The organism is Variovorax sp. DAIF25, from assembly GCF_050711835.1.
In the GTDB taxonomy this organism is placed as follows: Bacteria; Pseudomonadota; Gammaproteobacteria; order Burkholderiales; family Burkholderiaceae_C; genus Variovorax.
Genome location: NZ_CP136636.1, coordinates 6,578,847 through 6,601,771 on the forward strand (window position 1 = coordinate 6,578,847; position 22,925 = coordinate 6,601,771).

At 69.4% G+C, this 22,925-nt stretch carries 26 protein-coding genes; 13 read left to right on the top strand and 13 right to left on the bottom strand.

Features of this window, described 5'->3' with window-relative positions; all coding sequences use genetic code 11:
* Positions 1-32: 32 nt before the first annotated feature.
* From R0232_RS30430 to R0232_RS30445, 4 genes are all read right to left on the bottom strand, one after another.
* A complete protein-coding gene (locus tag R0232_RS30430) occupies positions 33-566 on the bottom strand; it encodes a chemotaxis protein CheW (protein ID WP_093347913.1) in 534 nt (177 codons plus the stop codon).
* 19 nt (positions 567-585) lie between these two features.
* Positions 586-951 (bottom strand): response regulator, encoded by a 366-nt coding sequence (locus R0232_RS30435; protein ID WP_057590818.1) that lies wholly within the window; start codon positions 949-951, stop codon positions 586-588.
* Positions 952-1,350, bottom strand: a complete 399-nt coding sequence (locus R0232_RS30440; protein WP_057590817.1) for a response regulator — start codon at positions 1,348-1,350, stop codon at positions 952-954.
* A gap of 81 nt (positions 1,351-1,431) precedes the next feature.
* A complete protein-coding gene (locus R0232_RS30445) occupies positions 1,432-1,602 on the bottom strand; it encodes a rubredoxin (protein ID WP_007838397.1) in 171 nt (56 codons plus the stop codon).
* Positions 1,603-1,713: 111 nt separating this feature from the next.
* Here R0232_RS30445 and thiD point away from each other — a divergent pair, with 111 nt between their 5' ends.
* Both thiD and hemL read left to right on the top strand, forming a co-directional pair.
* Positions 1,714-2,679 carry a bifunctional hydroxymethylpyrimidine kinase/phosphomethylpyrimidine kinase gene (gene thiD, locus R0232_RS30450; protein WP_093347915.1) on the top strand — a complete coding sequence of 322 codons (966 nt, stop codon included), beginning with the start codon at positions 1,714-1,716 and terminating at the stop codon, positions 2,677-2,679.
* 20 nt (positions 2,680-2,699) lie between these two features.
* A complete protein-coding gene (hemL, locus tag R0232_RS30455; RefSeq protein ID WP_431510472.1) occupies positions 2,700-3,986 on the top strand; it encodes a glutamate-1-semialdehyde 2,1-aminomutase in 1,287 nt (428 codons plus the stop codon).
* A 9-nt stretch (positions 3,987-3,995) separates the two neighbouring features.
* Here the strand turns inward: hemL and R0232_RS30460 are convergent, their stop codons facing one another.
* Together R0232_RS30460 and R0232_RS30465 are read right to left on the bottom strand one after the other, a co-directional pair.
* Complete coding sequence (locus R0232_RS30460; protein WP_431510473.1) at positions 3,996-5,396, bottom strand: amidase family protein; 1,401 nt, start codon at positions 5,394-5,396, stop codon at positions 3,996-3,998.
* Positions 5,397-5,425: 29 nt separating this feature from the next.
* The gene (locus R0232_RS30465) at positions 5,426-6,412 is read right to left on the bottom strand and encodes a Bug family tripartite tricarboxylate transporter substrate binding protein (protein ID WP_431510474.1); all 987 of its coding nucleotides are present in this window, start codon (positions 6,410-6,412) and stop codon (positions 5,426-5,428) included.
* Positions 6,413-6,571: 159 nt separating this feature from the next.
* Between R0232_RS30465 and R0232_RS30470 the strand changes: the two genes are divergently transcribed.
* Both R0232_RS30470 and R0232_RS30475 read left to right on the top strand, forming a co-directional pair.
* Positions 6,572-7,468, top strand: coding sequence for a LysR substrate-binding domain-containing protein (locus tag R0232_RS30470; protein ID WP_093347924.1), 897 nt, complete (start codon positions 6,572-6,574; stop codon positions 7,466-7,468).
* Positions 7,469-7,668: 200 nt separating this feature from the next.
* A complete protein-coding gene (locus R0232_RS30475; protein ID WP_208513914.1) occupies positions 7,669-8,172 on the top strand; it encodes a hypothetical protein in 504 nt (167 codons plus the stop codon).
* Between the two features lie 68 nt (positions 8,173-8,240).
* On the opposite strand, the gene purH is transcribed toward R0232_RS30475, so the two are convergent.
* The 3 genes from purH to dusB are packed head-to-tail and all read right to left on the bottom strand — an operon-like array spanning position 8,241 to position 11,187.
* Positions 8,241-9,848, bottom strand: a complete 1,608-nt coding sequence (gene purH / locus R0232_RS30480; RefSeq protein WP_208513920.1) for a bifunctional phosphoribosylaminoimidazolecarboxamide formyltransferase/IMP cyclohydrolase — start codon at positions 9,846-9,848, stop codon at positions 8,241-8,243.
* 26 nt (positions 9,849-9,874) lie between these two features.
* Complete coding sequence (locus R0232_RS30485) at positions 9,875-10,111, bottom strand: Fis family transcriptional regulator (RefSeq protein ID WP_057590811.1); 237 nt, start codon at positions 10,109-10,111, stop codon at positions 9,875-9,877.
* 17 nt (positions 10,112-10,128) lie between these two features.
* The gene (gene dusB, locus R0232_RS30490; RefSeq protein WP_093347929.1) at positions 10,129-11,187 is read right to left on the bottom strand and encodes a tRNA dihydrouridine synthase DusB; all 1,059 of its coding nucleotides are present in this window, start codon (positions 11,185-11,187) and stop codon (positions 10,129-10,131) included.
* 194 nt (positions 11,188-11,381) lie between these two features.
* Between dusB and R0232_RS30495 the strand changes: the two genes are divergently transcribed.
* Positions 11,382-11,852, top strand: coding sequence for a YqaA family protein (locus R0232_RS30495; RefSeq protein WP_093347931.1), 471 nt, complete (start codon positions 11,382-11,384; stop codon positions 11,850-11,852).
* A 19-nt stretch (positions 11,853-11,871) separates the two neighbouring features.
* Here the strand turns inward: R0232_RS30495 and R0232_RS30500 are convergent, their stop codons facing one another.
* Entirely contained in the window at positions 11,872-12,546 is a 675-nt protein-coding gene (locus tag R0232_RS30500; protein WP_093347934.1) for a glutathione S-transferase family protein, read from the bottom strand.
* Positions 12,547-12,669: 123 nt separating this feature from the next.
* Here R0232_RS30500 and R0232_RS30505 point away from each other — a divergent pair, with 123 nt between their 5' ends.
* A complete protein-coding gene (locus tag R0232_RS30505; RefSeq protein ID WP_431510475.1) occupies positions 12,670-13,692 on the top strand; it encodes a trypsin-like peptidase domain-containing protein in 1,023 nt (340 codons plus the stop codon).
* 2 nt (positions 13,693-13,694) lie between these two features.
* Here R0232_RS30505 and R0232_RS30510 read toward each other — a convergent pair whose 3' ends face one another.
* Positions 13,695-14,123 carry a hypothetical protein gene (locus tag R0232_RS30510; protein ID WP_431510476.1) on the bottom strand — a complete coding sequence of 143 codons (429 nt, stop codon included), beginning with the start codon at positions 14,121-14,123 and terminating at the stop codon, positions 13,695-13,697.
* Between the two features lie 16 nt (positions 14,124-14,139).
* The gene (locus R0232_RS30515) at positions 14,140-14,979 is read right to left on the bottom strand and encodes a DUF4019 domain-containing protein (RefSeq protein WP_431510477.1); all 840 of its coding nucleotides are present in this window, start codon (positions 14,977-14,979) and stop codon (positions 14,140-14,142) included.
* 75 nt (positions 14,980-15,054) lie between these two features.
* Between R0232_RS30515 and R0232_RS30520 the strand changes: the two genes are divergently transcribed.
* Complete coding sequence (locus R0232_RS30520) at positions 15,055-15,423, top strand: hypothetical protein (RefSeq protein ID WP_431510478.1); 369 nt, start codon at positions 15,055-15,057, stop codon at positions 15,421-15,423.
* 115 nt (positions 15,424-15,538) lie between these two features.
* On the opposite strand, the gene ychF is transcribed toward R0232_RS30520, so the two are convergent.
* The gene (gene ychF / locus R0232_RS30525; protein WP_093347939.1) at positions 15,539-16,630 is read right to left on the bottom strand and encodes a redox-regulated ATPase YchF; all 1,092 of its coding nucleotides are present in this window, start codon (positions 16,628-16,630) and stop codon (positions 15,539-15,541) included.
* A 209-nt stretch (positions 16,631-16,839) separates the two neighbouring features.
* Here ychF and R0232_RS30530 point away from each other — a divergent pair, with 209 nt between their 5' ends.
* From R0232_RS30530 to rbsD, 6 genes are read left to right on the top strand one after another with little or no spacing between them, the layout of a single operon-like run.
* The gene (locus R0232_RS30530) at positions 16,840-17,796 is read left to right on the top strand and encodes a sugar ABC transporter substrate-binding protein (protein WP_208513906.1); all 957 of its coding nucleotides are present in this window, start codon (positions 16,840-16,842) and stop codon (positions 17,794-17,796) included.
* Positions 17,797-17,854: 58 nt separating this feature from the next.
* Positions 17,855-19,423 (top strand): sugar ABC transporter ATP-binding protein, encoded by a 1,569-nt coding sequence (locus tag R0232_RS30535; RefSeq protein WP_431510479.1) that lies wholly within the window; start codon positions 17,855-17,857, stop codon positions 19,421-19,423.
* A 20-nt stretch (positions 19,424-19,443) separates the two neighbouring features.
* A complete protein-coding gene (locus tag R0232_RS30540) occupies positions 19,444-20,436 on the top strand; it encodes an ABC transporter permease (RefSeq protein WP_431510480.1) in 993 nt (330 codons plus the stop codon).
* Between the two features lie 50 nt (positions 20,437-20,486).
* Entirely contained in the window at positions 20,487-21,572 is a 1,086-nt protein-coding gene (locus R0232_RS30545) for a LacI family DNA-binding transcriptional regulator (protein ID WP_431510481.1), read from the top strand.
* A complete protein-coding gene (rbsK, locus tag R0232_RS30550) occupies positions 21,569-22,528 on the top strand; it encodes a ribokinase (protein WP_431510482.1) in 960 nt (319 codons plus the stop codon). The genes R0232_RS30545 and rbsK overlap by 4 nt, the downstream gene beginning before the upstream one ends.
* The gene (gene rbsD, locus R0232_RS30555; protein WP_093347953.1) at positions 22,525-22,923 is read left to right on the top strand and encodes a D-ribose pyranase; all 399 of its coding nucleotides are present in this window, start codon (positions 22,525-22,527) and stop codon (positions 22,921-22,923) included. Before rbsK ends, rbsD begins: the two co-directional genes overlap by 4 nt.
* Positions 22,924-22,925: the final 2 nt, after the last annotated feature.

The window sequence follows — 22,925 nt, forward strand, 5'->3', positions numbered from 1 at the left end:
GTGGTGGTCGGGTGCAGAGGCGCCTGTGACAGCTAGGCGCCGATACTCAGAAACTGGGGCTGCTGCGACAGCGCCTGCAGGTTGACTTCCTGCCAGCGTTCGCCGGCGGCGTCGATGTAGAGGTGCCCGGCCCAGGGCGGCGCATCGGCGCCCGGGGGCTCGGAGGCCGCGAAGGCCTCGACGCCGCGCAGCCCCGCCAGCCGGTCGACCAGCAGCGCGCAGTTGACGTCGAGCAGCTCGTTGAGCGCAACCAGCCGCGACTGGATGCGGGCCGCTTCGCTGGCGGCCGGACCGCTGGGCGCGCCGCTGGCGAAGGCCGACAGCTGCACCACGCCGTAGAGGCCGCCGCGCAGGTTGGCCACGCCGAGGAACCACGGCGCCGTGTAGGGCACGGGCTGCGGCGGCGTCCAGGGAAAGATTTCGCCGGCATGGCCGAGCGGGAACAGGTACTTGCCCTCGCCCGCCTCGACCGCGAGCCAGGTCGCGGCCACGCCGGTGGTGCGCGCGGCCTGCAGGCGGCTCGCCAGCCGGGACTGGAAGGCTCTCAGTGCGTCGCGATTCGCCATGGACTCGGCAGATCCGCGCTCAGTTCAGCGCGCTGATCTTCGACATCAGCTCCTGCGCGTTCACCGGCTTCACGATGTAGTCGCGCGCGCCCTGGCGCATGCCCCAGACGCGGTCGGTTTCCTGGTTCTTGCTCGTGCACAGGATGATCGGGATCGCGGCGTACTGCGGATCGCGGGCGATCGCGCGCGTGAGCTGGAAGCCGTTCTGGCCCGGCATGACCACGTCCATGAGGATCAGGTCGGGCTGGTCTTCCTCGAGGCGGCGCATGGCGTCCTCGGCGTTCTCGGCGGTCTTCACGGCGAAGCCGTTCTTGTGGAGCAGGTCGGACAGGAACACCAATTCAGTCTTGGAGTCGTCGACGACGAGGATTTTTCGAATGGGCATTTACTGCACTTCCTGTGAAACGTTGCCGAACTGCTGCACGGCCTGCAGCAGCTGGTCTTTGGTGAATGGCTTGGTCAGGTAGTCTTGCGATCCGACCATGCGGCCGCGCGCCTTGTCGAACACGCCGTCCTTCGACGACAGCATCACGACCGGGACCTTGGAGAAATGAGCGTTGCGCTTGATGATGGCGCACGTCTGGTAGCCGTCCAGCCGCGGCATCAGGATGTCGCAGAAAATGAGGTGCGGCTTGTGGTCGTTAACCTTGGAGAGCGCGTCGAAGCCGTCTTCGGCGAGGAGAACCTCGTGACCACCCTGCTTCAGAAAAATCTCGGCACTGCGCCGGATGGTGTTGCTGTCGTCGATGACCAGCACCTTGTAACCTGATCCATTCGGGCCCATTGCAAAAGCTCCTGCTCATGAGACTTGGATGCCCGCCGCGCCGTACCCCGGCGCAGATCGCGTAGCTCTATGCCATGCTTTTCAGATTTCAACCATTTCGAAGTCTTCCTTGCGCGCACCGCACTCGGGACAGGTCCAGTTCATCGGGACGTCGGCCCAGGCCGTGCCTGCCGCAATCCCGTCCTCCGGTACACCTACAGCTTCGTCATAGATCCACCCACAAATCAGGCACATCCAAGTTTTCGTATTCATCGGAGCTTAAAGTCCTTGTTCATTAAATGCAACGAGTGTATCTATGCGTATCTCACTGGCGCCGTGTAAACGTCGCGCCCATGCCACCATCCAGCGGATTCCGCCCGGCGTATGACCTTCCACTTACATCCAGCAGACAGCGTTGACAAACCGGGCGATCTTAACGATCCGCTGCCCGACGACGATGCATTGGCGGATCAGGACCTGAATCCCCCTTGCGTCCTGGTGTTCAATGCCAGCGACCCGAGCGGCGCCGGCGGCCTGGCCGGCGACGGGCTGGCCATGGGATCGGTGGGCGCCCACATGCTGCCGGTGGTGACCGGCGCCTACGCGCGCGACACGGCCGAGATCTTCGACCACTTCGCGTTCGACGAGGAGGCCATCGCCGAGCAGACCCGCGCCATCCTCGAGGACGTCGAGGTGCAGCTGATCAAGGTCGGCTTCGCCGGCACGCCCGAGGCGCTGAGCACCATCGCCGAGACCGCCGCCGACTACCCCGAGGTGCCGGTGGTGGCGTACATGCCCAACCTCTCTTGGTGGGACGAGAACGAGATCGACGCCTACCTCGACGCCTTCCGCGACCTGGTGCTGCCCCAGACCACGGTGCTGGTCGGCAACCACAGCACGCTGTGGCGCTGGCTGCTGCCCGACTGGAGCGGCGAGCGCCCGCCCGGCGCGCGCGACATCGCGATGGCGGCCGGCGAGTTCGGCGTGCCCTACACCCTGGTCACCGGCCTGGTGCTGCCCGACCAGTTCATCGACAACGTGCTGGCCTCGCCGCAGTCGGTGCTGACCAGCGAGAAGTACGAGCGCCTCGAGGCCGTGTTCTCGGGCGCCGGCGACACGCTGTCGGCCGCGCTGGCCGCGCTTTTGGCCAGCGGCACCGACCTGGTGGCCGCCACCACCGAGGCGCTGGCCTACATGGACCGCTGCCTCGACGCGGGCTTCCGCCCCGGCATGGGCCACGTGCTGCCCGACCGCCTGTTCTGGGCCGAACCCGAGCCCGAGGAGGACGATGGCGAGCCCGGCGACGACGTGCCCGACTTCGCCCTGCCGCCCCACGACACCCGTCACTGATTCCACTTTCCCCGTTCCAGATGCCCAACTCCGATCGCAACGACATCCTCTTCGAGCGCGCCCGCGCCGTGATTCCCGGCGGCGTGAACTCGCCCGTGCGCGCCTTCAAGGCCGTCGGCGGCACGCCCCGCTTCATCCAGCGCGCCCAGGGCGCTTATTTCTGGGACGCCAACGACAAGCGCTACATCGACTACATCGGCTCCTGGGGCCCGATGATCCTGGGCCACGGCCATCCGGCGGTGGTCGAGGCGGTGCAGAAGGCCGTGCTCGAGGGCTTCTCGTACGGCGCGCCGACCGAGCGCGAGATCGAGCTGGCCGAGGCCATCCTGGCGCTGGTGCCGTCGATGGAGATGGTGCGCCTCGTGAGCTCGGGCACCGAGGCCGCGATGAGCGCGCTGCGGCTGGCACGCGGCGCCACCGGCCGCAAGACCATCGTCAAGTTCGAGGGCTGCTACCACGGCCACGCCGACGCATTGCTCGTCAAGGCTGGCTCGGGCCTCGCCACCTTCGGCAACCCGACCTCGGCCGGCGTGCCGCCCGAGGTGGTGCAGCACACGCTGGTGCTCGAGTACAACAACCTGCAGCAGCTCGAGGAGGCCTTCGCGCTGCACGGCAGCGACATCGCCTGCCTGATGATCGAGGCCATCGCCGGCAACATGAACTTCGTGCGCGCCACGCCCGAGTTCGCCCAGCGCTGCCGCGCGCTGTGCACGCAGCACGGCGCGCTCCTGATCTTCGACGAGGTGATGACGGGCTTTCGCGTCGGCCTGCACGGCGCGCAGGGCGTGCTGGGCATCCAGCCCGACCTCACGGTGCTCGGCAAGGTCATCGGCGGCGGCATGCCGCTGGCGGCGTTCGGCGGACCGCGCGCCATCATGGAACAGCTCGCGCCGCTGGGCCCGGTCTACCAGGCCGGCACGCTCTCGGGCAACCCGGTGGCCACGGCCTGCGGCCTGGCCACGCTCAAGGAGATCGCCAAGCCCGGCTTCTACGAGGCGCTGGGCCGCAAGACCCGCGCGCTGGTCGACGGCCTGAAGGCCGCGGCCGCCGCCGAGGGCCAGCCCTTCAGCGCCGACAGCGAGGGCGGCATGTTCGGCTTCTTCCTGATGAACGAGCTGCCGCAGAACTACGCCAAGGTGATGACCACCGACAACGCGCAGTTCAACGCGCTGTTCCACGGCCTGCTCGAGCGCGGCGTGTACATCGCGCCCGCGCTCTACGAAGCCGGCTTCGTGAGCGCCGCGCACAGCGACGCGGACATCGCGGCCACCGTCGAGGCGGCGCGCGAGATCTTCAGCAAGCGCTGAGCGGGAGGCTCAGGCCGGGTCGATGGCCGCTATGGGCCCGGTCTCGGCCTCGAGCACCTCGGCCGCCGCCAGGCACAGGTCCTCGCGGAAGCGATCGCTCACGAGCTGCACGCCCGTGGGCAGGCCCTGGCGCAACCCCATCGGCACCGACAGCCCAGGCAGGCCCAGGATCGCGGTCGCCAGCAGCGGGCTCTGCGCATCGAGCAGGTCGCGCATCGCGTCCGCGCCGCGCTGGTCGGCATCGACCGGGAACGGGTGGCGCCACGACACCGGCATCAGCAGCAGCGGATGGCGCTGCAGGAACAGCGCCCAGTCGCGCATCAGCCCCGTGCGCGCGGCCAGCGCGCGCATGTAGGCCTCGGTGTCGAACGACGGCGCATGCGCGTCCATCGCGCGGTAGGCCTGGCGGATGGTCTGGTCGCCGTCGCGCAGCAGCGCCGGTTCCACCAGCAGCCGGCTGTCGGCCATGGTCAGTGCGAGCCACAGCTCGGCCGCCTCGCGCAGCCGCGGCGGCTCCACCGGCTCGACGCGGTAGCCAGCGCTCTCGAGCCGGCGCGCGGCGCGCTGCAGGGCATCGGCCACCTCGGGATCGCAGGCGTAGCCGGGCAGCGCGGTGCACAGCGCCACACGCAGCGGGCCGGCCGGCAGCGTGCCCTCGAGCGGCGCGGGCACCCACCACGGATCGCGCGCGTCGCGCGCGGCCATCGCGGCGAAGGCCAGCCGCAGGTCGCGCACGCTGCGCGCCAGCGGCCCCTGGACCGAGCTGAGCTGCACCACCGGCGGCCGTTCGCCGGTGCCCGACGGGTTGAAGGCCGGCACGCGGCCGAAGCTCGGGCGCAGGCCGTAGACGCCGCAGGCATAGGCCGGGTAGCGGATCGAGCCGCCCTGGTCGTTGCCATGCGCGATGGCGCCGATGCCGACCGCGACCGCGGCCGCCGCGCCGCCGCTCGAGCCGCCGGGCGTCACCGCCGCATCGTGCGGATTGAGGGTGCGCCCATGGGCCGCGTTGTCGGTGAACCAGCGCATCGAGAACGCGGGCGTGTTGGTGCGGCCGATCAGGATCGCGCCCACGCGCCGCAGGTTCGCGACCACCGGGCTGTCCTCGGCGGCCACGACCTTGCGGTAGGCCGCCACGCCGTTGGTGGTGGCATGCCCGCGCTGGTCGACGTTGACCTTGATGGTGACCGGCACGCCGTGCAACGGCCCGGTCGCTTCGCCGCCGGCCAGCGCGGCGTCGGCCTGCCGCGCGGCCTGCAGCGCTTCCTCGGCGCCGCCGTCGACCACGGCGTTGATGCGCGGATTGACGGCCTCGAGCCGTTCCAGGCTGCTGCGTACCGCCTCCACGCACGAGAGCTCGCGTGCCGCGATGCGCCGCGCGAGTTCGGCGGCTTCCAGTTGCCAGGGATGCATGGCTTGTCTCCTCGAAAAAGATGGATGGATCAGTCGCCCTTGACGCCCGCGCGCCGCACCGCCTCGGCCCAGCGCGGCTTCTCGCGCTTCATCAGCGCGCTGAGCTCCTCGGGGCTCGAGGGCAAGGCCTCGATCGACAGCGCGGCATTGGCGCGCACCACGGCCGGGTCGGCCAGCGCGGCGCGCAGCGCGGTGTTGAGCCGGTCGACGGTCTTGCGCGAGGTGCCCGCGGGCGCCATCAGCGCGCCCCAGGCCACCACCTCGAAGCCCGGCACGCCGCTCTCGGCCACGGTCGGCACCTCGGGCAGCACCGCGGCGCGCTTCGCGCTGGTCACGGCGATCGCCTTGACCCGGCCCTGCTGCACGAAGGGCAGCACCGCCGAGATGTTCTCGATGGTCACGTCGAGCTGGCCGTTGACCATGTCGGCGACCGCCTGGGTGCCGGTCTTGTAGGGCACCTGCACCATCGTGAGCCCGGTCTCGGTCTTCAGCAACTCGCCGGTCAGGTGGCCCGCGCTGCCGATGCCGGGCGTGCCGACCGACAGCTTGCCCGGATGCTCGCGGCCGTAGGCGACCAGCTCCTGCAGGCTGCGCACCGGCAGGTCCTTGCGCACGATCAGCACGTAGGCATTGCTCGAGATCAGGCCGACCGGCACCAGGTCCTTCTCGGGCACGTACGACAGCTTCGAGAAGAAGGCCGGGTTGATGCTCAGGGTCACGAGGTTGCCGTAGCCGACCGTGTAGCCGTCGTTCGCCGAGCTCACCAGGGCCTGCGTGCCGACGATGCCGCCCGCGCTGGGCCGGTTGTCGACGATCATGGCCTGCCCCAGTTCGCGCGCCATCGCGTCGGCCACCGGGCGCATCGCGACGTCGACGCCGGAGCCGGCGGCATAGGGCACGATGAATTTCACCGGGCGCTCGGGGTACTGGGCCGAGGCGGCCAGCGCGGCGGCGGCCAGGGCGGCCAGGGCGGCCACCGCGGCGCGGCGGGTCCATGCGAATGACAGGGCGGGCACGAAGCATCTCCTCTTGGGGAATCCCGCCGTTCACCACGAGCCGGCTGGTGGCCGAAGTCTAGGAACCGGGCCCGCGCCGCAAAAGACAATCGCTTGTCGCGATGACAACCTGCGTTTGTCGGTAGATTCCCGCGCACGGCCGGGCGGCAGAATGCCCGCATGAAGGATCACCAGCTCAAGGCCTGGCTGCGGCTGGCCGACACCGGCAGCATCCGCGCCGCCGCGCGCAGCCTGCACCTGAGCCAGGCGGCGGTGACCAAGGCGATCCGCGAGCTCGAGGCCGAGGTCGATGCGCAGCTGGTGCTGCGCAGCTCGCGCGGCATCGAGTTCACCGAGTCCGGCCGCCAGCTCACGGTGCGCGCGCGGCTCGCGCACCAGCAGCTCGAGCTCGCGCGCCAGGACATCCGCATCCTGCAGGGCAGCCAGCACGGCCGCGTGGCGGTGGCGGTCACGCCGATGGTGTTCCTCGGCGTGCTGCCCGAGGTGGTGCGCGCCTTCCGCAAGGCCATGCCGCAGGCGCAGCTCAAGCTCTTCGACGGCCTGATCCCGCAGGTGCTGCCGCTGCTGCGAGAGGGCGCGGTCGACTTCGCGGTGGCGGGGCCGGTGGCCTCGGCCCTCGATGCCGACTTCGCGTTCGAGCGGCTCGACATGATCGAGATGGCCGTGCTGTGCCGGCGCGGCCATCCGCTGCGCCATGCCACGCGCTGGGAGGAGATCGCGGGCGCCGAATGGCTGATGCACCTGGCGCCCGGCAGCCAGCACAGCTTCCTGCTCGAGCAGTACGCAGCGCAGGGCCTGCCGCTGCCCGAGCACCGCATCGAGGTCGCCTCCTTCGGCGTGAGCTGGGGCCTGTTGACGCGCAGCGACGCGCTGATGGTGGGCCCGGCCGGCATGCTCACGATGCCGCCCTATGACGCGCTGGTGGAGCGCGTGCCGCTCGCGATGCCGGTGCCGCCGCTCGAACTGGGCATCGTCTCGCCGCGCGGCAAGCCGCTGTCGCTGGCCGCGCTGCGGCTGGCCGAGCTGTTTCGCAAGTACCTGGCGCGGCCGGCCTGAGCAGCGGCCCCCCCGCTTGCGCACGGCCGTGTGCCACGGCGATGACAGCATGCCCAGAAAAATCGTCGCGTGCGCTCGCGCTTCGGACCGTGCCCGCGTGTATATTGCGCCCGCGTCCGGCAAAGCCGGCGCCAACGATCACAGGGTAGAAGCCATCGCGGCCAGACTCGAGCCGCACGAGATCTCCAGAACATCCAGCCATGAAATCCCTGCGCCTGCTGCCGGTCCTGAGTGCCGCCCTCCTCCTCTGTGGTCCGGCGCTCGCGCAGTCGGTGGACTTCACGCTGCCGACCTTCGACCAGCCCTTCGAGATCCAGAAGACCTGGATCAACGTCGGCTTCTACTCGGCCCACTTCGACCGCGACAAGGGCCTCGAGAACAAGAACCCCGGCCTGGGCTTCGAGTACCCGCTCAACGACGTCTACCGCGTCACGCTCGGCACCTTCCACAACAGCGACCGGCGCCAGTCGCACTACCTCGGCCTCTACGTGCTGCCCTTCGAATTCCACGGCGTGCGCTTCGGCGCCGTGGTCGGCGGCTTCGACGGCTACCCCAACTACCGCAACGGCAACTGGTTCCCGGCACTGATCCCCACCGCGGCGATCGAGGGCAAGAACTGGGGCCTCAACATCGCCTACGTGCCGACGATCAAGAACCGGCTCTATGGCGCGCTGAGCTTCCAGCTCAAGTACCGCTTCGAATGAGCGGCCGCCGGGGCCCATGAAAAAAGGCGGCCACGGCCGCCTTTGTTTTTTTTGGAACCGCGCCCGGCTCAGTGCCGGAAGTGGCGCACGCCCGACAGCACCATCACCACGCCGCGCTCGTCGGCCGCGTCGATCACTTCCTGGTCGCGCATCGAGCCGCCCGGCTGGATCACGCAGCCCGCGCCCGCGTCGACCACCACGTCGAGGCCGTCGCGGAACGGGAAGAAGGCATCGCTGGCCACCGCCGTGCCCTGCAGCGACAGGCCCGCATGCTCGGCCTTGATGCTCGCGATGCGCGCCGAATCGAGGCGGCTCATCTGGCCCGCGCCCACGCCCATGGTCATGCCGTCGGCGCAGAACACGATCGCGTTGCTCTTCACGTACTTGGCGACCTTCCAGGCGAACAGCAGGTCCTGCAGCTGCTGCGGCGTGGGCTGCTTCCTGCTCACGACCTTGAGGTCGGACAGGGCGAGCTCGTGGTTGTCGGCGGTCTGGATCAGCAGGCCCGAGCCGACACGCTTCACGTCCGTCGCATTGCGGCCGTTGTCCCAGTCGGTGGCGCCACCCGGCGGCAGCGCGATCTCGAGCACGCGCACGTTGAGCTTGGCCTTGCTGGCCTGGAACACCTCGAGCGCCTCGTGCGTGTAGCCCGGGGCCATCAGCACCTCGACGAACTGCTTGGCCACAGCCTGTGCGGTGGCGGCGTCGACCGTGCGGTTGAAGGCGATGATGCCGCCGAAGGCCGAGGTCGGGTCGGTCTTGAAGGCCTTGGCATAGGCCTCGGCCGCGTCCTTGCCGACCGCCACGCCGCAGGGGTTGGCGTGCTTGACGATCACGCAGGCCGGCACGTCGAAGCTCTTCACGCATTCCCACGCCGCATCGGCGTCGGCGATGTTGTTGTAGCTGAGCTCCTTGCCCTGCAGCTGCTTCGCCGACACCAGCGAACCGGGCGCCGGATGCAGGTCGCGGTAGAACGCGGCCTGCTGGTGCGGGTTCTCGCCGTAGCGCAGGTCCTGCACCTTCACGAAGCGGCCGTTGCTCTGCGCCGGGAACAGCGAGCGCGTGGGCGTCGACTGACCCTGGCTGGTCTCGAAGTCGATCGCCGAGAGGTAGTCGCTGATCGCGCCGTCGTAGTCGGCGATGCGGTTGAAGGCGGCCACCGAGAACGCGAACTTGGTCTTGTCGCTGAGCTTGCCGTCGGCCTTGAGCTCGGCCAGTGCCGTCGCGTACTGCGAGGCATCGGTCAGCACGCCCACGTCCTTCCAGTTCTTGGCGGCGCTGCGCACCATGGCCGGGCCGCCGATGTCGATGTTCTCGATCGCGTCCTCGAGCGAGCAGCCGGGCTTGGCCACGGTGGCTTCGAACGGATAGAGGTTGACGATCAGCAGGTCGATGGTGTCGATGCCGTGCTGCTCGATGGCCGCCACGTGCGCCGGCAGGTCGCGCCGCGCGAGCAGGCCACCGTGGATCTTCGGATGCAGCGTCTTCACGCGGCCGTCGAGCATCTCGGGAAAGCCGGTGTGGTCGGCCACCTCGGTCACCGGCAAGCCGGCATCGGCCAGCAGCTTGGCGGTGCCGCCGGTGGACAGCAGCTTGATGCCCAGCGCATGCAGCGCCTGCGCGAATTCGAGGATGCCGGTCTTGTCGGAGACGGAAATCAGTGCGGTCTTGGCCATGGTGTCGTTACGCCGTGCGTTCTCGTTCATTTCAAAAGTTTGTGTTCGACCAGCTTCTTGCGCAGCGTGTTGCGGTTCAGGCCCAGCCACTGGGCGGCCTTCGACTGGTTGCCCTCGGCGCGCGTCATCACGACATCGAGCAGGGGTTTCTCGACCACGCGCACGAGCATCTCGTACATGCCGTCGGGTTCGGTGCCGCGCAGGTCGCGGAAGTAGCTCTCCAGACTGGTGCGCACGCAGTCCTCGATGTGTTTCTTGCTCATGCTTTTCTTCTCTTCTCTCAATCGGCGGCGCAGGCCGCCTCCTCTTCGCCGGACAGCTCTTCGGCCGCCTGGTGCTGCGGGATGCGGTCCATCTGGTCCGCGAGCCCGTCGAAATACTCGCCGACCGCGCGCAGCTGCGCCTCGCAGTCCTCGATGGCGTTCATGCGCGAACGGAATTCCTCGCCGCCGGGCAGCGCGCGCACGTACCAGCCGATGTGCTTGCGCGCGGTGCGCACGCCGCTGTAGTCGCCGTACAGCGCGTAGTGCTCCACCAGGTGGTCGAGCAGCAGCCGGCGCACCTCGGCCACCAGCGGCGGCGCGCGGTGCGTGCCGGTGTCGAGGAAGTGGGCGATCTCGCGGAAGATCCACGGCCGGCCCTGGGCCGCGCGGCCGATCATCACCGCGTCGGCGCCGGTGGCCGCGAGCACCTCGCGCGCCTTCTCGGGCGAACGCACGTCGCCGTTGGCCACCACCGGCACGCGCACCGCGGCCTTCACGGCGGCGATGGTGTCGTACTCGGCCTGGCCCTTGTAACCCTGCTCGCGCGTGCGGCCGTGCACCGTGAGCATCTGCACGCCGGCCGATTCGAAATCGCGCGCGAGCTTCACCGCATTGCGGTGCTCCATGCTCCAGCCGGTGCGCATCTTGAGCGTGACCGGCACGCCATGCGGCTGCGCGGCATCGACCACCGCGCTCACGATCTCGAGCGCCAGCGGCTCGTCGCGCATCAGCGCCGAACCGGCCCACTTGTTGCAGACCTTCTTGGCCGGGCAACCCATGTTGATGTCGATGATCTGCGCGCCGCGCTCGATGTTGTAGACCGCGGCCTCGGCCATCATGGCCGCGTCGGTGCCCGCGATCTGCACCGCGATGGGGCCTGGCTCGCCGTCGTGGTTGGCACGGCGCGAGGTCTTGAGCGAATTCCAGAGGTCCTTGCGCGAGGTCACCATCTCGCTGACCGCGTAGCCCGCGCCGAGCGCGCGGCACAGCATGCGGAAGGGCCGGTCCGTCACGCCGGCCATGGGCGCGACGAACAGGCGGTTCTCCAGCGTGTGGTTGCCGATCTGCAAGGTCATGACGGAGGAAGGCTGTGCGCGTCGGCTGCTGAAAAATGAGGCACGATTGTAGCCACCTGCCATTTCAGTGACTGAAACGATTTGCGCCGATTCGCGCCGCTGGTACGGGTGTAAACACGGGTGGAAATCCCATGCGCGGCGGCGCCTTTTCCGACTCGGCATCGCGAACCCGCTGCCTATACTGCGCCGACCTTATGCAAGCCTGGCTCGACGCACTCCTCGCGCTTCTCGCGCTGCCGCAATACGGCCTCTCCACGCTGTTCATCGCCGCCTTCATCTCGGCGACGCTGCTGCCCGTGGGCTCGGAGCCGGTGCTGTTCGGCCTGCTCAAGCTCAATCCCGAACTGTTCTGGCCCGCGATCGCGGTCGCCACCGTGGGCAACACGCTCGGCGGCGCGGTCGACTGGTGGATGGGCTACGGTGCGCACAAGGTGGCCGACAAGTACTCGCACTCGAAGCACCACGTGCGCGTGCTCGGCTGGCTCGAGCGGCTCGGCCCGAAGGCCTGCCTGCTGAGCTGGCTGCCGCTGGTCGGCGATCCGCTGTGCGCGGTCGCGGGCTGGCTGCGGCTGCCGTTCTGGCCCTGCCTGGCCTACATGGCGATCGGCAAGTTCCTGCGCTACGTCACGATGACGGTGGCGCTGCTCTACATCTTTCCGTCCTGAACCGACGGCTCGCGCCTTGTCAGTTCAGCAGTTCGTACGGGCCACCGCGCTCGAGGGCCTGCTGGTAGGCGGGACGCGCATGGATGCGCGCGAGCCAGTCCATGAGCTTCGGGCGTTTCGCATCGAGCCCGCCGCGCGCATGCGCGGCCTCGACCACGAAGCTCATCTGGATGTCGGCGCCGCTGAACGCATCGCCCGCGAACCATTCGCTCTTGCCGAGTTCGGCTTCCATGTAGTTGAGGTGGCTCGCGATGTTCGGCAGGATGAATGCCGACTTGGCCTTGGCGGCGATGGCCTTGGCCACCGGCTTGGCGAAGAAGGGCATCTTGCTGCTCTCGATGCGGTCGAACACCAGCTTGAGCAACAGCGGCGACATCGCCGTGCCCTCGGCGAAGTGCAGCCAGTAGCGGTAGCGCAGCGCCTCGGGCGTGAGCGGCGCGGGCGCGAGGCGGCCCTGGCCGTAGCGCTCGATCACGGTCTCGATGATCGCGCCCGATTCCGCGAGCACCAGTCCATCGTCGGTGGTCACCACCGGCGACTTGCCCAGCGGATGCACCGCGCGCAGCGAAGCGGGCGCCAACATGGTGTTCGGATCGCGCTGGTAGTGGACGATCTCGTAGGGCAGGCCCAGTTCTTCGAGCAGCCAGAGCACGCGCTGCGAGCGCGAGTTGTTGAGATGGTGGACGGTGAGCATGGCGGGGTTGGAATGAAGCGAGGGCGACGGGGCGCGGCAGTCTAGCGTGACGCGCGGCAAAGCGCAGCCCTGTCAGCGCGGTCGCCTACAGGCGCGGGCGAAGCCGCTTCCTACACTGGCCGCATGACACCGACCACCACGCCGACCCCGCCGCGCCGCATGCACGGGGGCTGGCGCGGCGCGATGTTCGCGCTGTTCTTCACTGCGGCCGCCGTGGCCCACCGTCCCGCGCAGGCCGCGCTCGATCCCGAGGCGCTCTACCAGCATGCCTCGCCCGCGGTCTGGACCGTCAAGGGCGACCGCGGCGACAACCAGGTGACCGTGGGCAGCGCCGTGGCGGTCACGCCCACCGCGCTGGCCACCGCCTGCCACGTGGTCGACGGTGCCGCGGCCGTGACCGTGATGCAGGGGCAGACCACGATCAAGATCGGCAGCATCCTGCGCGACCCCGATGCGACGCGCGACCTCTGCGTGCTGATGACCGAGACACCGTTGCAATTGCACGCCGTCGAGATCGCACCGGCCGACAGCCTGCGCGTGGGCCAGCGCGTGTTCGCCATCGGCAGCCCGCACGGCCTCGAGCGCACGCTCAGCGAGGGCCTGATCTCGGCGCTGCGGCCGCGCGCACCGGGGCAGTTGCCGATCGTCCAGACCTCGGCGCCCGTGTCCTCGGGCTCGAGCGGCGGCGGCCTCTTCGATACCGACGGCCGGCTGATCGGCGTCACCGACCGCATCTCGCCCGGCGGCTCGAACCTGGGCTTCGCCTATCCGGCGCAATGGGTGATGGAACTGCCGCAGCGCGTGATGGCCGAGCGCGAGACCTGGCGCGAGCTGCTCAAGACCGTGGGCGTGGTGCTGCAGTCGAACGGCGAGCCCACGCCCTCGGGCCACGCCGACATCGCCGACGAATCCGCGCTGCCGGTGGTCGGCGCCGATCCGCAGCAGATCCGCGTCGCCTACCGCCAGTTCCTGCTGCAGGCGCGGCCGCGCGCCTTCCTGATCACCAGCGACAGCCGCTTCGGCACCGCCACCAGTTCGGCCGCGCTGACCGAGCATCTCAAGGGCTGCACGCAACGCAAGGTGGTGTGCGCGGCCTATGCGGTGGACAACACGGTGGTGTGGGGCAAGCAGCAGGCAGCGCGCTGAGATCAGCGCGCAAGGACGGGCGCCGCGATGCGGTAGGGGAACGGCTCCCAGCTGTCCGAGACGGTCCACACGCCATTCACCCTCGCCACGGGAAAGGCCAGCGGCTGCAGCACCGCGTCGGGAAGCTCGACCTGAATATGGACCCGTCCCCGGTCCCGCCGGTACAGGAGGGTCGAGACGGCGACGACATCGTCGCGCTGCCCGGCGATGGCGCAAAGACGCCGATGCACGCGCTCCCGCAGCCGCTCGCCATCGAGGTGTTGCGCTCCCTCCTCTTCGAGCGGGTTGACCACCTGGCCCTCGACGGCCTCGCCGAGGAACGCGATACCCAGTGGCGGGAGCACGCCGTTCCTGCGCATGATCCGTTCGCTCGCCTGGATCGAGGCAAGCACGACCCGGGCGAAGAGCTCGTCGTTGAAGGTCGAGGCCATGCAGCGCGCGCCGACGTCAGCCGCCGGTGCTTTCCTTGCGGATCAGCCACTGGTTGCCCGAGCGTTGCAGCTCCAGCACCTTGCGGCTCACTTCCTTGAGCTTGTCCGCGCGGTAGTTCTGCCGGAACCGGGCCGTCGCGGTCCGGTCGTTGATGCTGATCACCAGGTCCTCGAGGGTGACGCCGATGTTCGATTTGCCGGTGATGCGGGCACGGCGCTCTTCTTCCCATTTCCCGCGGCTCTGGCCGCGGGCCGGCGTGAACTCCGGCGCATAGGCCGCCAGGTAGCGGTCCATGTCCTGGGCCGACCAGGCCGAGGCCCAGCCGCGCACCGCGGCTTCGACCTCGGCAACGGCGGCAGCTGGCGCCGAAGGCATGGAGGGCGCCGAAGGCACGGAGGGTGCTGGCGGCTGCGATGGCCGGATCGCGGGCTTGGCCGGCATCGTGTACATGTCCGGCGCCTCGCGCGCGATCGCATACCCCGTGAAGATCCAGTGGTTGTTCTCCATCGCGAAGCTGATTCTTTCGGAGGCTTTCCTGCCGCTGTCCAGTTCGGTGGAGAACACCACATTGGCATAGAGACCCGCGGGAAAACCGTCCTCGTTGTCCTTGCGGTACTTGAGACGCGTCACGCTCGACCAGTCACGGCTGGCCACCGGCCCCATCGACTGCCGCGCCTTTCTCGTGGCCTGCATGAAGGCGGTCTTGCTCATGCGCGCCTTCAGCACGTTGGAGCCCGAATCCCAGAGCTCGCTCACCCGGTCGGCGTCGGTTTTCCGAAGCACTTCGGCCGCGACGCCGAGCAATTCGTCGGACACCGCATCCGACGCCGCCGGCGCCGCGGCGGCGATCTGCAAGCCCGCGGCCATGACGCACGCGGCGGGCAGCCGCGCGAAGATTTGATTCATTGAATTCCCCCTGTTTATTCCCGGATGCTTGTTCAGCCGGTTTATTCGGCATCCGCCTTTGCGCGCAGCCGGTTGCCTTGCGTGGCGGGGATCTCCCAGCCGCGCCGACCGAATAATTCCCGAGGAATCCCCCATCGATCCGAATTAAAAACAATGGAAAGATTCGGCTTCGATTTCAATCAGAAATCGTTGATTTCCAAGGGAAATTCATCCGACCAGACGCAAAAGCGCCCGGATAATACACAAACAGGATTTCATGATTTCCCGATCAATTCGGAGATGCCCGAATTTCCGAGAAGCAAATCACGCTCGCTCGTCGAACCGGCTTTGAATCAATGGGAATTGGCCAGAGAAGTTGGCGCGATCGCAAGGATGCGCCACTGGCAAGCGTGAACTGGGGGAGGCGTCGACGGGATCGAACCCGTGACGCGGCGGCCCGGCCTCGCGAACCGCGGGCACCGGGGCCGGTCGGCCCCGATGCCGAAGCTGCCGCTGCTGCGGCTTCTTCTCAGGAACTGAACAGGAAGTTCATCACGTCGCCATCCTTGACGACGTATTCCTTGCCTTCCGAGCGCATCTTTCCCGCGTCCTTCGCGCCCTGCTCGCCCTTCAGCGCGATGTAGTCGTCGAAGCCGATGGTCTGGGCGCGGATGTAGCCCTTCTCGAAATCGGTGTGGATCACGCCGGCCGCCTGCGGGCCGGTGTCGCCGACGTGGATGGTCCAGGCGCGCACTTCCTTCACGCCGGCGGTGAAGTAGGTCTGCAGGCCCAGCAGCTTGAAGGCGGCGCGGATCAGGCGGTTGAGGCCCGGCTCGTCCTGGCCGATCTCGGCCAGGAACATCTTCTTGTCCTCGTCGTCCATCTCGGACAGGTCGGCCTCGATCTTGGCGCAGATCGCCACCACGGGCGCGTTCTGCCTGGCGGCGTACTCGCGCAGGCGGTCGAGGTAGGGGTTGTTCTCGAAGCCGTCCTCCGCCACGTTGCCCACGAACATCGCGGGCTTGGCGGTGATCAGCGTGAAGCTCTTGACCAGCGGCAGCTCTTCCTTGGTGAACTCGAGCGCGCGCACGGGCTTGTTCTCGTTGAGCGCGGCCTGGCAGCGCTCGAGCAGGCCGACCAGCTTCTGCGCGTCCTTGTCGCCCGAGCGGGCCACCTTGGTGTGGCGCTGCAGTGCCTTCTCGACCGTCGACAGGTCGGCCAGGCACAGCTCGGTCTGGATCACCTCGATGTCGGAGATCGGGTCGACCTTGCCGGCCACGTGGATCACGTTGTCGTCGTCGAAGCAGCGCACCACGTTCACCGTGGCGTCGGTCTCGCGGATGTGGGCCAGGAACTTGTTGCCCAGGCCTTCGCCGGTGCTGGCGCCGGCCACCAGGCCCGCGATGTCCACGAACTCGACGATGGCGGGCACCACGCGCTCCGGCTTGACGATGTCGGCGAGCTGGGCGAGCCGCGGATCGGGCACCTCGACGATGCCCACGTTGGGCTCGATGGTGCAGAAGGGATAGTTTTCCGCTGCGATGCCGGCCTTGGTCAGCGCATTGAAAAGGGTGGATTTACCGACGTTGGGCAGGCCGACGATGCCGCACTTCAAGCTCATGGGGGGTCCTCAGGTGAACCGGCGATTTTAGGCGAGGCGCCCCGCCCGGCGGTTCGGGCAGGCCGCTAAACAGGGCCGGCGGGTCAGGGTAAAACCCGATGAAAACCCGATAAGCAAACGTTTGCGCAAACGTTTTCGTCCATTACCATCGGCGCCGGGCCGCCAGATCGGTCATCGTTCGTTCCAACACACCTCAGGAGACACGCACCATGAAGTTCACCCGCCGCACCGTGCAGACCGCCGCCGCTCTCGCCCTGCTGGGCACCTTCGCCGCCACGCCGGCGCTCGCGCAGGACAAGCCCAAGGTCGCGCTGGTGATGAAGTCGCTGGCCAACGAGTTCTTCCGCACCATGGAAGACGGGGCCAAGGCGCACCAGAAGGCGAATTCGGGCAAGTACACGCTGGTGACCAACGGCATCAAGGACGAGACCGACACCGCCGCGCAGATCAAGATGGTCGAGCAGATGGTGGCGCAGAAGGTCAATGCGCTGGTGATCGCGCCGGCCGATTCGAAGGCGCTGGTGCCGGTGGTCAAGGCCGCCATCGACAAGGGCATCCTGGTGGTCAACATCGACAACCGCCTCGACGCGGCCGCGCTGAAGGAGAAGAACATCCAGGTGCCCTTCGTCGGCCCCGACAACCGCGCCGGCGCCAAGCTGGTGGGCGACTACCTGGCCAAGAGCCTGAAGTCGGGCGACAAGGTCGGGATCATCGAAGGCGTGTCGACCACCTTCAATGCGCAGCAGCGCACCCTCGGCTACCAGGACGCGATGAAGGCCGCCGGCATCAACGTCGCGGGCGTGCAGTCGGGCCAGTGGGAAATCGACAAGGGCAACACGGTGGCGGCCGGCATGATGCGCGAGAACCCCGACCTCAAGGCCCTGCTGGCCGGCAACGACAGCATGGCGCTGGGCGCGGTGGCGGCGGTGAAGGCCGCAGGCAAGGCCGGCAAGGTGCAGGTGGTGGGCTACGACAACATCGGCGCCATCAAGCCGATGCTGGCCGACGGCCGCGTGCTCGCCACGGCCGACCAGTTCGCCGACAAGCAGGCCGTGTTCGGCATCGAGACCGCGCTGAAGGCGATCGCCGACAAGAAGAGCCAGGCCGACATGCCGGCCGAGATCAAGACCGACGTGGTGCTGGTGACCAAGGACTCGAAGAAGTAAGCACCGCGCCGCTTCCACCGCTGTCACACACCTCGAGAACCCACCCTTGCCGGCGCCCATGTCCGCACCCCCCGCCACGCCGCTCTTCGCGCTCCACGACATCGGCAAGGACTACGCCGCGCCCGTGCTCGACGGCGTGAGCCTCACGCTGGAGGCCGGCGAGGTGCTCGCACTGACCGGAGAGAACGGTGCCGGCAAGAGCACCCTCTCCAAGATCGTCTGCGGACTCGTCACGCCGACGCGCGGCACGATGCTGCTGGGCGGCGCGCCGTTCCAGCCGGGCTCGCGCCGCGACGCCGAGGCGCACGGCGTGCGCATGGTGATGCAGGAGCTGGGGCTGGTGCCCACGCTCACGGTGGCCGAGAACCTGCTGCTCGACCGGCTGCCGCAACGTATGGGCTGGCTGCAGCGCACCGAGCTGCACGCGGCCGCGCGGCTGCAGTTGGCCAAGATCGGCCTCTCGCACATCGATCCGGCCGTGCCGGTCTCGCGCCTGGGCATCGGCCAGCAGCAGATGGTGGAGATCGCGCGCAACCTGCTCGACGACACCCGCGTGCTGATCCTCGACGAGCCGACCGCGATGCTGACGCCGCGCGAGACCGAACACCTGTTCGAGCAGATCGCGCTGCTGAAGGCGCGCGGCGTGGGCATCGTCTACGTCTCGCACCGGCTCGAGGAATTGCAGCGCATCGCCGACCGCGTGGCGGTGCTGCGCGACGGCCGCCTGGTCGACGTGCGGCCGATGGCCGGCGTGCGCGAATCCGAACTGGTCGAGCGCATGGTCGGCCGCGCGGTGCACGAGCACGACGGCCGCCCGCGCCGCGTGGCCGGCGCGCCGATGCTGAGCGCGCACGGCATCGGCCGCGGCAGCGCGGTGCGCGACGTCGACCTGCAACTGCGCGCGGGCGAGGTGATGGGCATCGCCGGGCTCGTGGGCTCGGGCCGCACCGAGCTCGTGCGGCTGCTGTTCGGCGCCGACAAGGCCGAGCGCGGCACGATCGAACTCCACTGGCCCGGCGCGCAGCAACCGGCCGCGGGCCGCTGGCGCTCGCCGATGCAGGCGATCCGCGCCGGCATCGGCCTGGTCACCGAGGACCGCAAGTCGCAGGGCCTGCTGATGACGCAATCGATCCGCGTCAACGCCACGCTCAGCGACCTCGGCGCGGTCTCGCGCCTGGGCTGGCTGCGCGCGGCCGCCGAGCGCGGCATCGCGCGCCGGCTGGTGCAGACGCTGCGCATCCGCTCGCGCAGCGAGGAGCAGAGCGTGGCCACGCTCAGCGGCGGCAACCAGCAGAAGGTGGTGTTCGCGCGCTGGCTGCACCGCGAATGCAAGGTGCTGCTGCTCGACGAGCCGACGCGTGGCGTCGACGTGGGCGCGCGCGCCGACCTCTATGCCGAGCTCGATCGCATGGCCGAGGCCGGCAAGGCGCTGCTGATGGTGTCGAGCGACCTGCGCGAACTCATGGCCATGTGCGACCGCATCGGCGTGATGCACGCCGGCCGCCTGGTGGCGGTGTTCGAGCGCGGCGCCTGGGACCAGCAGTCGATCCTGGCCGCGGCCTTCGGCGACACCGGCCGCGCCACCTCCGCAGCCCCCACCGCTCACGCTCTCGCGGCCGCCGCCTGAGCCTCATCCTCCTTCGCCCCATGACGACCACCACCGCTTCCGCTCCCCCCGCCTCCGGCGCCGGCTCCCTCAAGGGCCAGCTCGGCACCTACATCGGCCTGGCCGTGGTGCTGCTCGGCATGATCGCGCTGTTCGGCAGCCTCAGCGAATACTTCCTCACGGTGGAGACCTTCGTCACCATCGCCAACGAGATCCCCGCGCTGGCCGTGATGGCCGTGGGCATGACCTTCGTGCTGATCATCGCGGGCATCGACCTCTCGGTGGGCTCGGTGCTGGCGCTCAGCGCGGCGGTGGCCGCCGCGGCCATCCTGCAATGGCAACTGCCGGTGCCGCTGGCCGCGCTGCTGGGCCTGGCCACGGGCCTGATCTGCGGCGCGATCACCGGCGCCGTGTCGGTGGCCTGGCGGCTGCCGAGCTTCATCGTCTCGCTCGGCATGCTCGAGGCCGTGCGCGGCGGCGCCTACCTCGTGACCGACTCGCGCACCCAGTACGTGGGCGATGCCATCTCGGGCCTGGCGGCGCCGTGGATCGGCGGCATCTCGGCGGCCTTCGTGCTCGCGGTGGTGCTGGTGATCGTGGGCCAGCTGGTGCTGTCGCGCACCGTGTTCGGCCGCTACGTGGTGGGCATCGGCACCAACGAGGAAGCGATGCGCCTCGCGGGCATCGACCCGCGGCCGATCCGCATCGTGGTGTTCGCGGTCACGGGCCTGCTGGCCGGCCTGGCGGGGCTGATGCAATCGGCGCGCCTTGAGGCGGCCGACCCGAACTCGGGCGTGGGCATCGAGCTGCAGGTGATCGCCGCGGTGGTGATCGGCGGCACCAGCCTGATGGGCGGGCGCGGCTCGGTGGTCAACACCTTCTTCGGCGTGCTGATCATCGCGGTGCTCGAGGCCGGCCTGGCGCAGGTCGGCGCCAGCGAGCCGAGCAAGCGCATCATCACCGGCGCGGTGATCGTGGTTGCGGTGATCATCGACACCCTGCGCCAGCGCCGCGCCGACCGCCGGCTGGCCTGACGCTCCCCCCTCCCCACGAAGCAGCACCCCGCAACAGGAACACCCAGGCCATGGCCACCATCAAGGACGTCGCACTGCGCGCGGGCGTGTCGGTCACCACCGTCTCGCACGTGGTCAACGACACGCGCCACGTCAGCGCCAAGGGCCGCGAGCGCGTCGAGCTCGCGATCCGCGAACTCGGCTACGTGCCCAACGCGATGGCGCGCAGCCTCAAGAGCAACACAACCTCGACGCTCGGGATGCTGATCCCGAACAGCTCGAACCCCTACTTCGCCGAGATCGTGCGCATCATCGAGGACCGCTGCTTCGGCGCCGGCTACACGCTGATCCTGTGCAACACCGACGACGAGCCGCACCGCCAGAGCGTGTACCTGCAGGTGCTGGCCGAGCGCCGCATCGACGGGCTGATCGTGGTGTCGACCGGCGACGACGACTCGCTGGCCAGGCAGCTCAACGGCCTCAAGGTGCCGACCGTGCTGCTCGACCGCGAGATCGCCGACCCGCACTGCGACCTGGTCGAGACCGCCCACATGCAGGGCGGCCTGCTCGCGGTGCGCCACCTGCTGTCGCTGGGCCATCGCCGCATCGCCTGCATCGGCGGGCCGCAGGGCGTGTCGCCGAGCGAGCAGCGCATCGCGGGCTGGCGCATGGCGCTGGCCGAGAGCGGCAACAGCACGGGCGCGGCCGACGCCGACGCGCTGCTGTGGCGCGGCGGCTTCACCAGCCAGGGCGGCTACGAGGCGATGCACGCCATCCTGCGCGCCGGCACCAACGACATTCCCTCGGCGGTCTTCGTCTGCAACGACCTGATGGCGATCGGCGCGCTGCGCGCCGCGCACGAGAGCGGCGTGCGGGTGCCCGACGAGCTCTCGATCGTCGGCTTCGACGACATCGAACTCTCGGCCTACACCAGCCCCGCGCTCACCACCGTCGCCCAGCCCAAGGAGCGCATCGGCGCGCTGGCCGTCGACATGCTGCTCGAGCGCGTGGGCGGCCGCCGCCGCGATGCGCGCAAGGTGGTGCTGCAGCCCGAGCTGCACGTGCGCGCCTCCACCGCGCGCTATTCCGGAGCGCCCGCGACCGCACCGGTATCCGTCCCCTCTTCCGCCGACACCCGAAAGTCCCGCACCCCGTGAGCCCGACGTCTTCCTCCCGCCCCGCGGCACCGCGCATCGTGGTGCTCGGCAGCCTCAACATGGACCTGGTGCTGCGCGTGCCGCACGCGCCCGCCGCGGGCGAGACCCTGCTGGGCCGCTCCTTCGCCACCATCCCCGGCGGCAAGGGCGCCAACCAGGCCGTCAGCTGCGCGCGCGAGGGCGCGCAGGTGCGGATGATCGGCTGCGTGGGCGACGACGACCACGGCCGCGCGCTGCGCCAGGCGCTCGAACGCGACGGCATCGACACCGAGGCGCTGCGCACCGATGCCGCCGAACCGACCGGCACCGCGCTGATCATGGTCGAGGACAGTGGCCAGAACCGCATCGTGATGATCGCGGGCGCGAATGCCGGCGTCGACCTCGACGCGGCGGACCTGCGCACCCGGCTCGAGGGCGCGGCCTTCCTCGTGACCCAGTTCGAGACCCCGATGGCGCAGGTCGAGCGCGCGATCGCGGTGGCGCACGAGGCCGGCTGCAAGGTGCTGCTCAATCCCTCGCCGGTGCAGGCCATCGCCGAGCCCCTGTGGCCGAAGATCGACACGCTGGTGGTCAACGAGATCGAGGCGCGCACGCTCAGCGGCCTGGGCGCCGACAGCCCGCTCGAGGCCGCGGCCGCCGGGCAGGCGATGCGCGCGCGCGGCATCGCGCGCGTGGTGGTCACGCTCGGCGCGCGCGGCGCGGTGGCGGTCGATGCCGACGGCGCGCGTCACCATGCGGCGCTGGTGGTGCAGGCGGTCGATACCACGGCCGCCGGCGACACCTTCCTCGGCGCGCTCGCCACCGCGCTCGGCGAGGGCCAGTCCTTCGACGAGGCCGTGCGCCTGGGCATCCGCGCCGCCGCGCTGTGCATCCAGCAGCCCGGCGCCCAGCCTTCCATCCCGCAGCGCGAAGCCGTGCTGCGCAGCCCCCTGCCTCCCGACTGGATTCCGCTGTGAAACGTACCGCCCTGCTGCACTCCGAACTGTCCCAGGTCATCGCCACCATGGGCCATGGCGACATGCTGGTGATCGGCGATGCCGGCCTGCCGATTCCCGACGGCCCGCGCCGCATCGACCTCGCGCTCACGCCCGGCGTGCCGCGCGTGGCCGAGGTGCTGAAGGCGGTGCTCAGCGAACTGCAGGTCGAGCGCGCGCTGCTCGCGCGCGAGGCGGTCGAGGGCCGGGCCACGGGCGAGCTGCCCGAATGGTGCGCGGGGCAGCTCGCGGTCGTGCCCGAGACGGTGTCGCACGAGGAACTGAAACGCCTGAGCGCGCGCGCCAGGGCAGTCGTGCGCACGGGCGAATGCACGCCCTACGCGAACATCATTCTGTGCGCGGGCGTGACCTTCTAGGG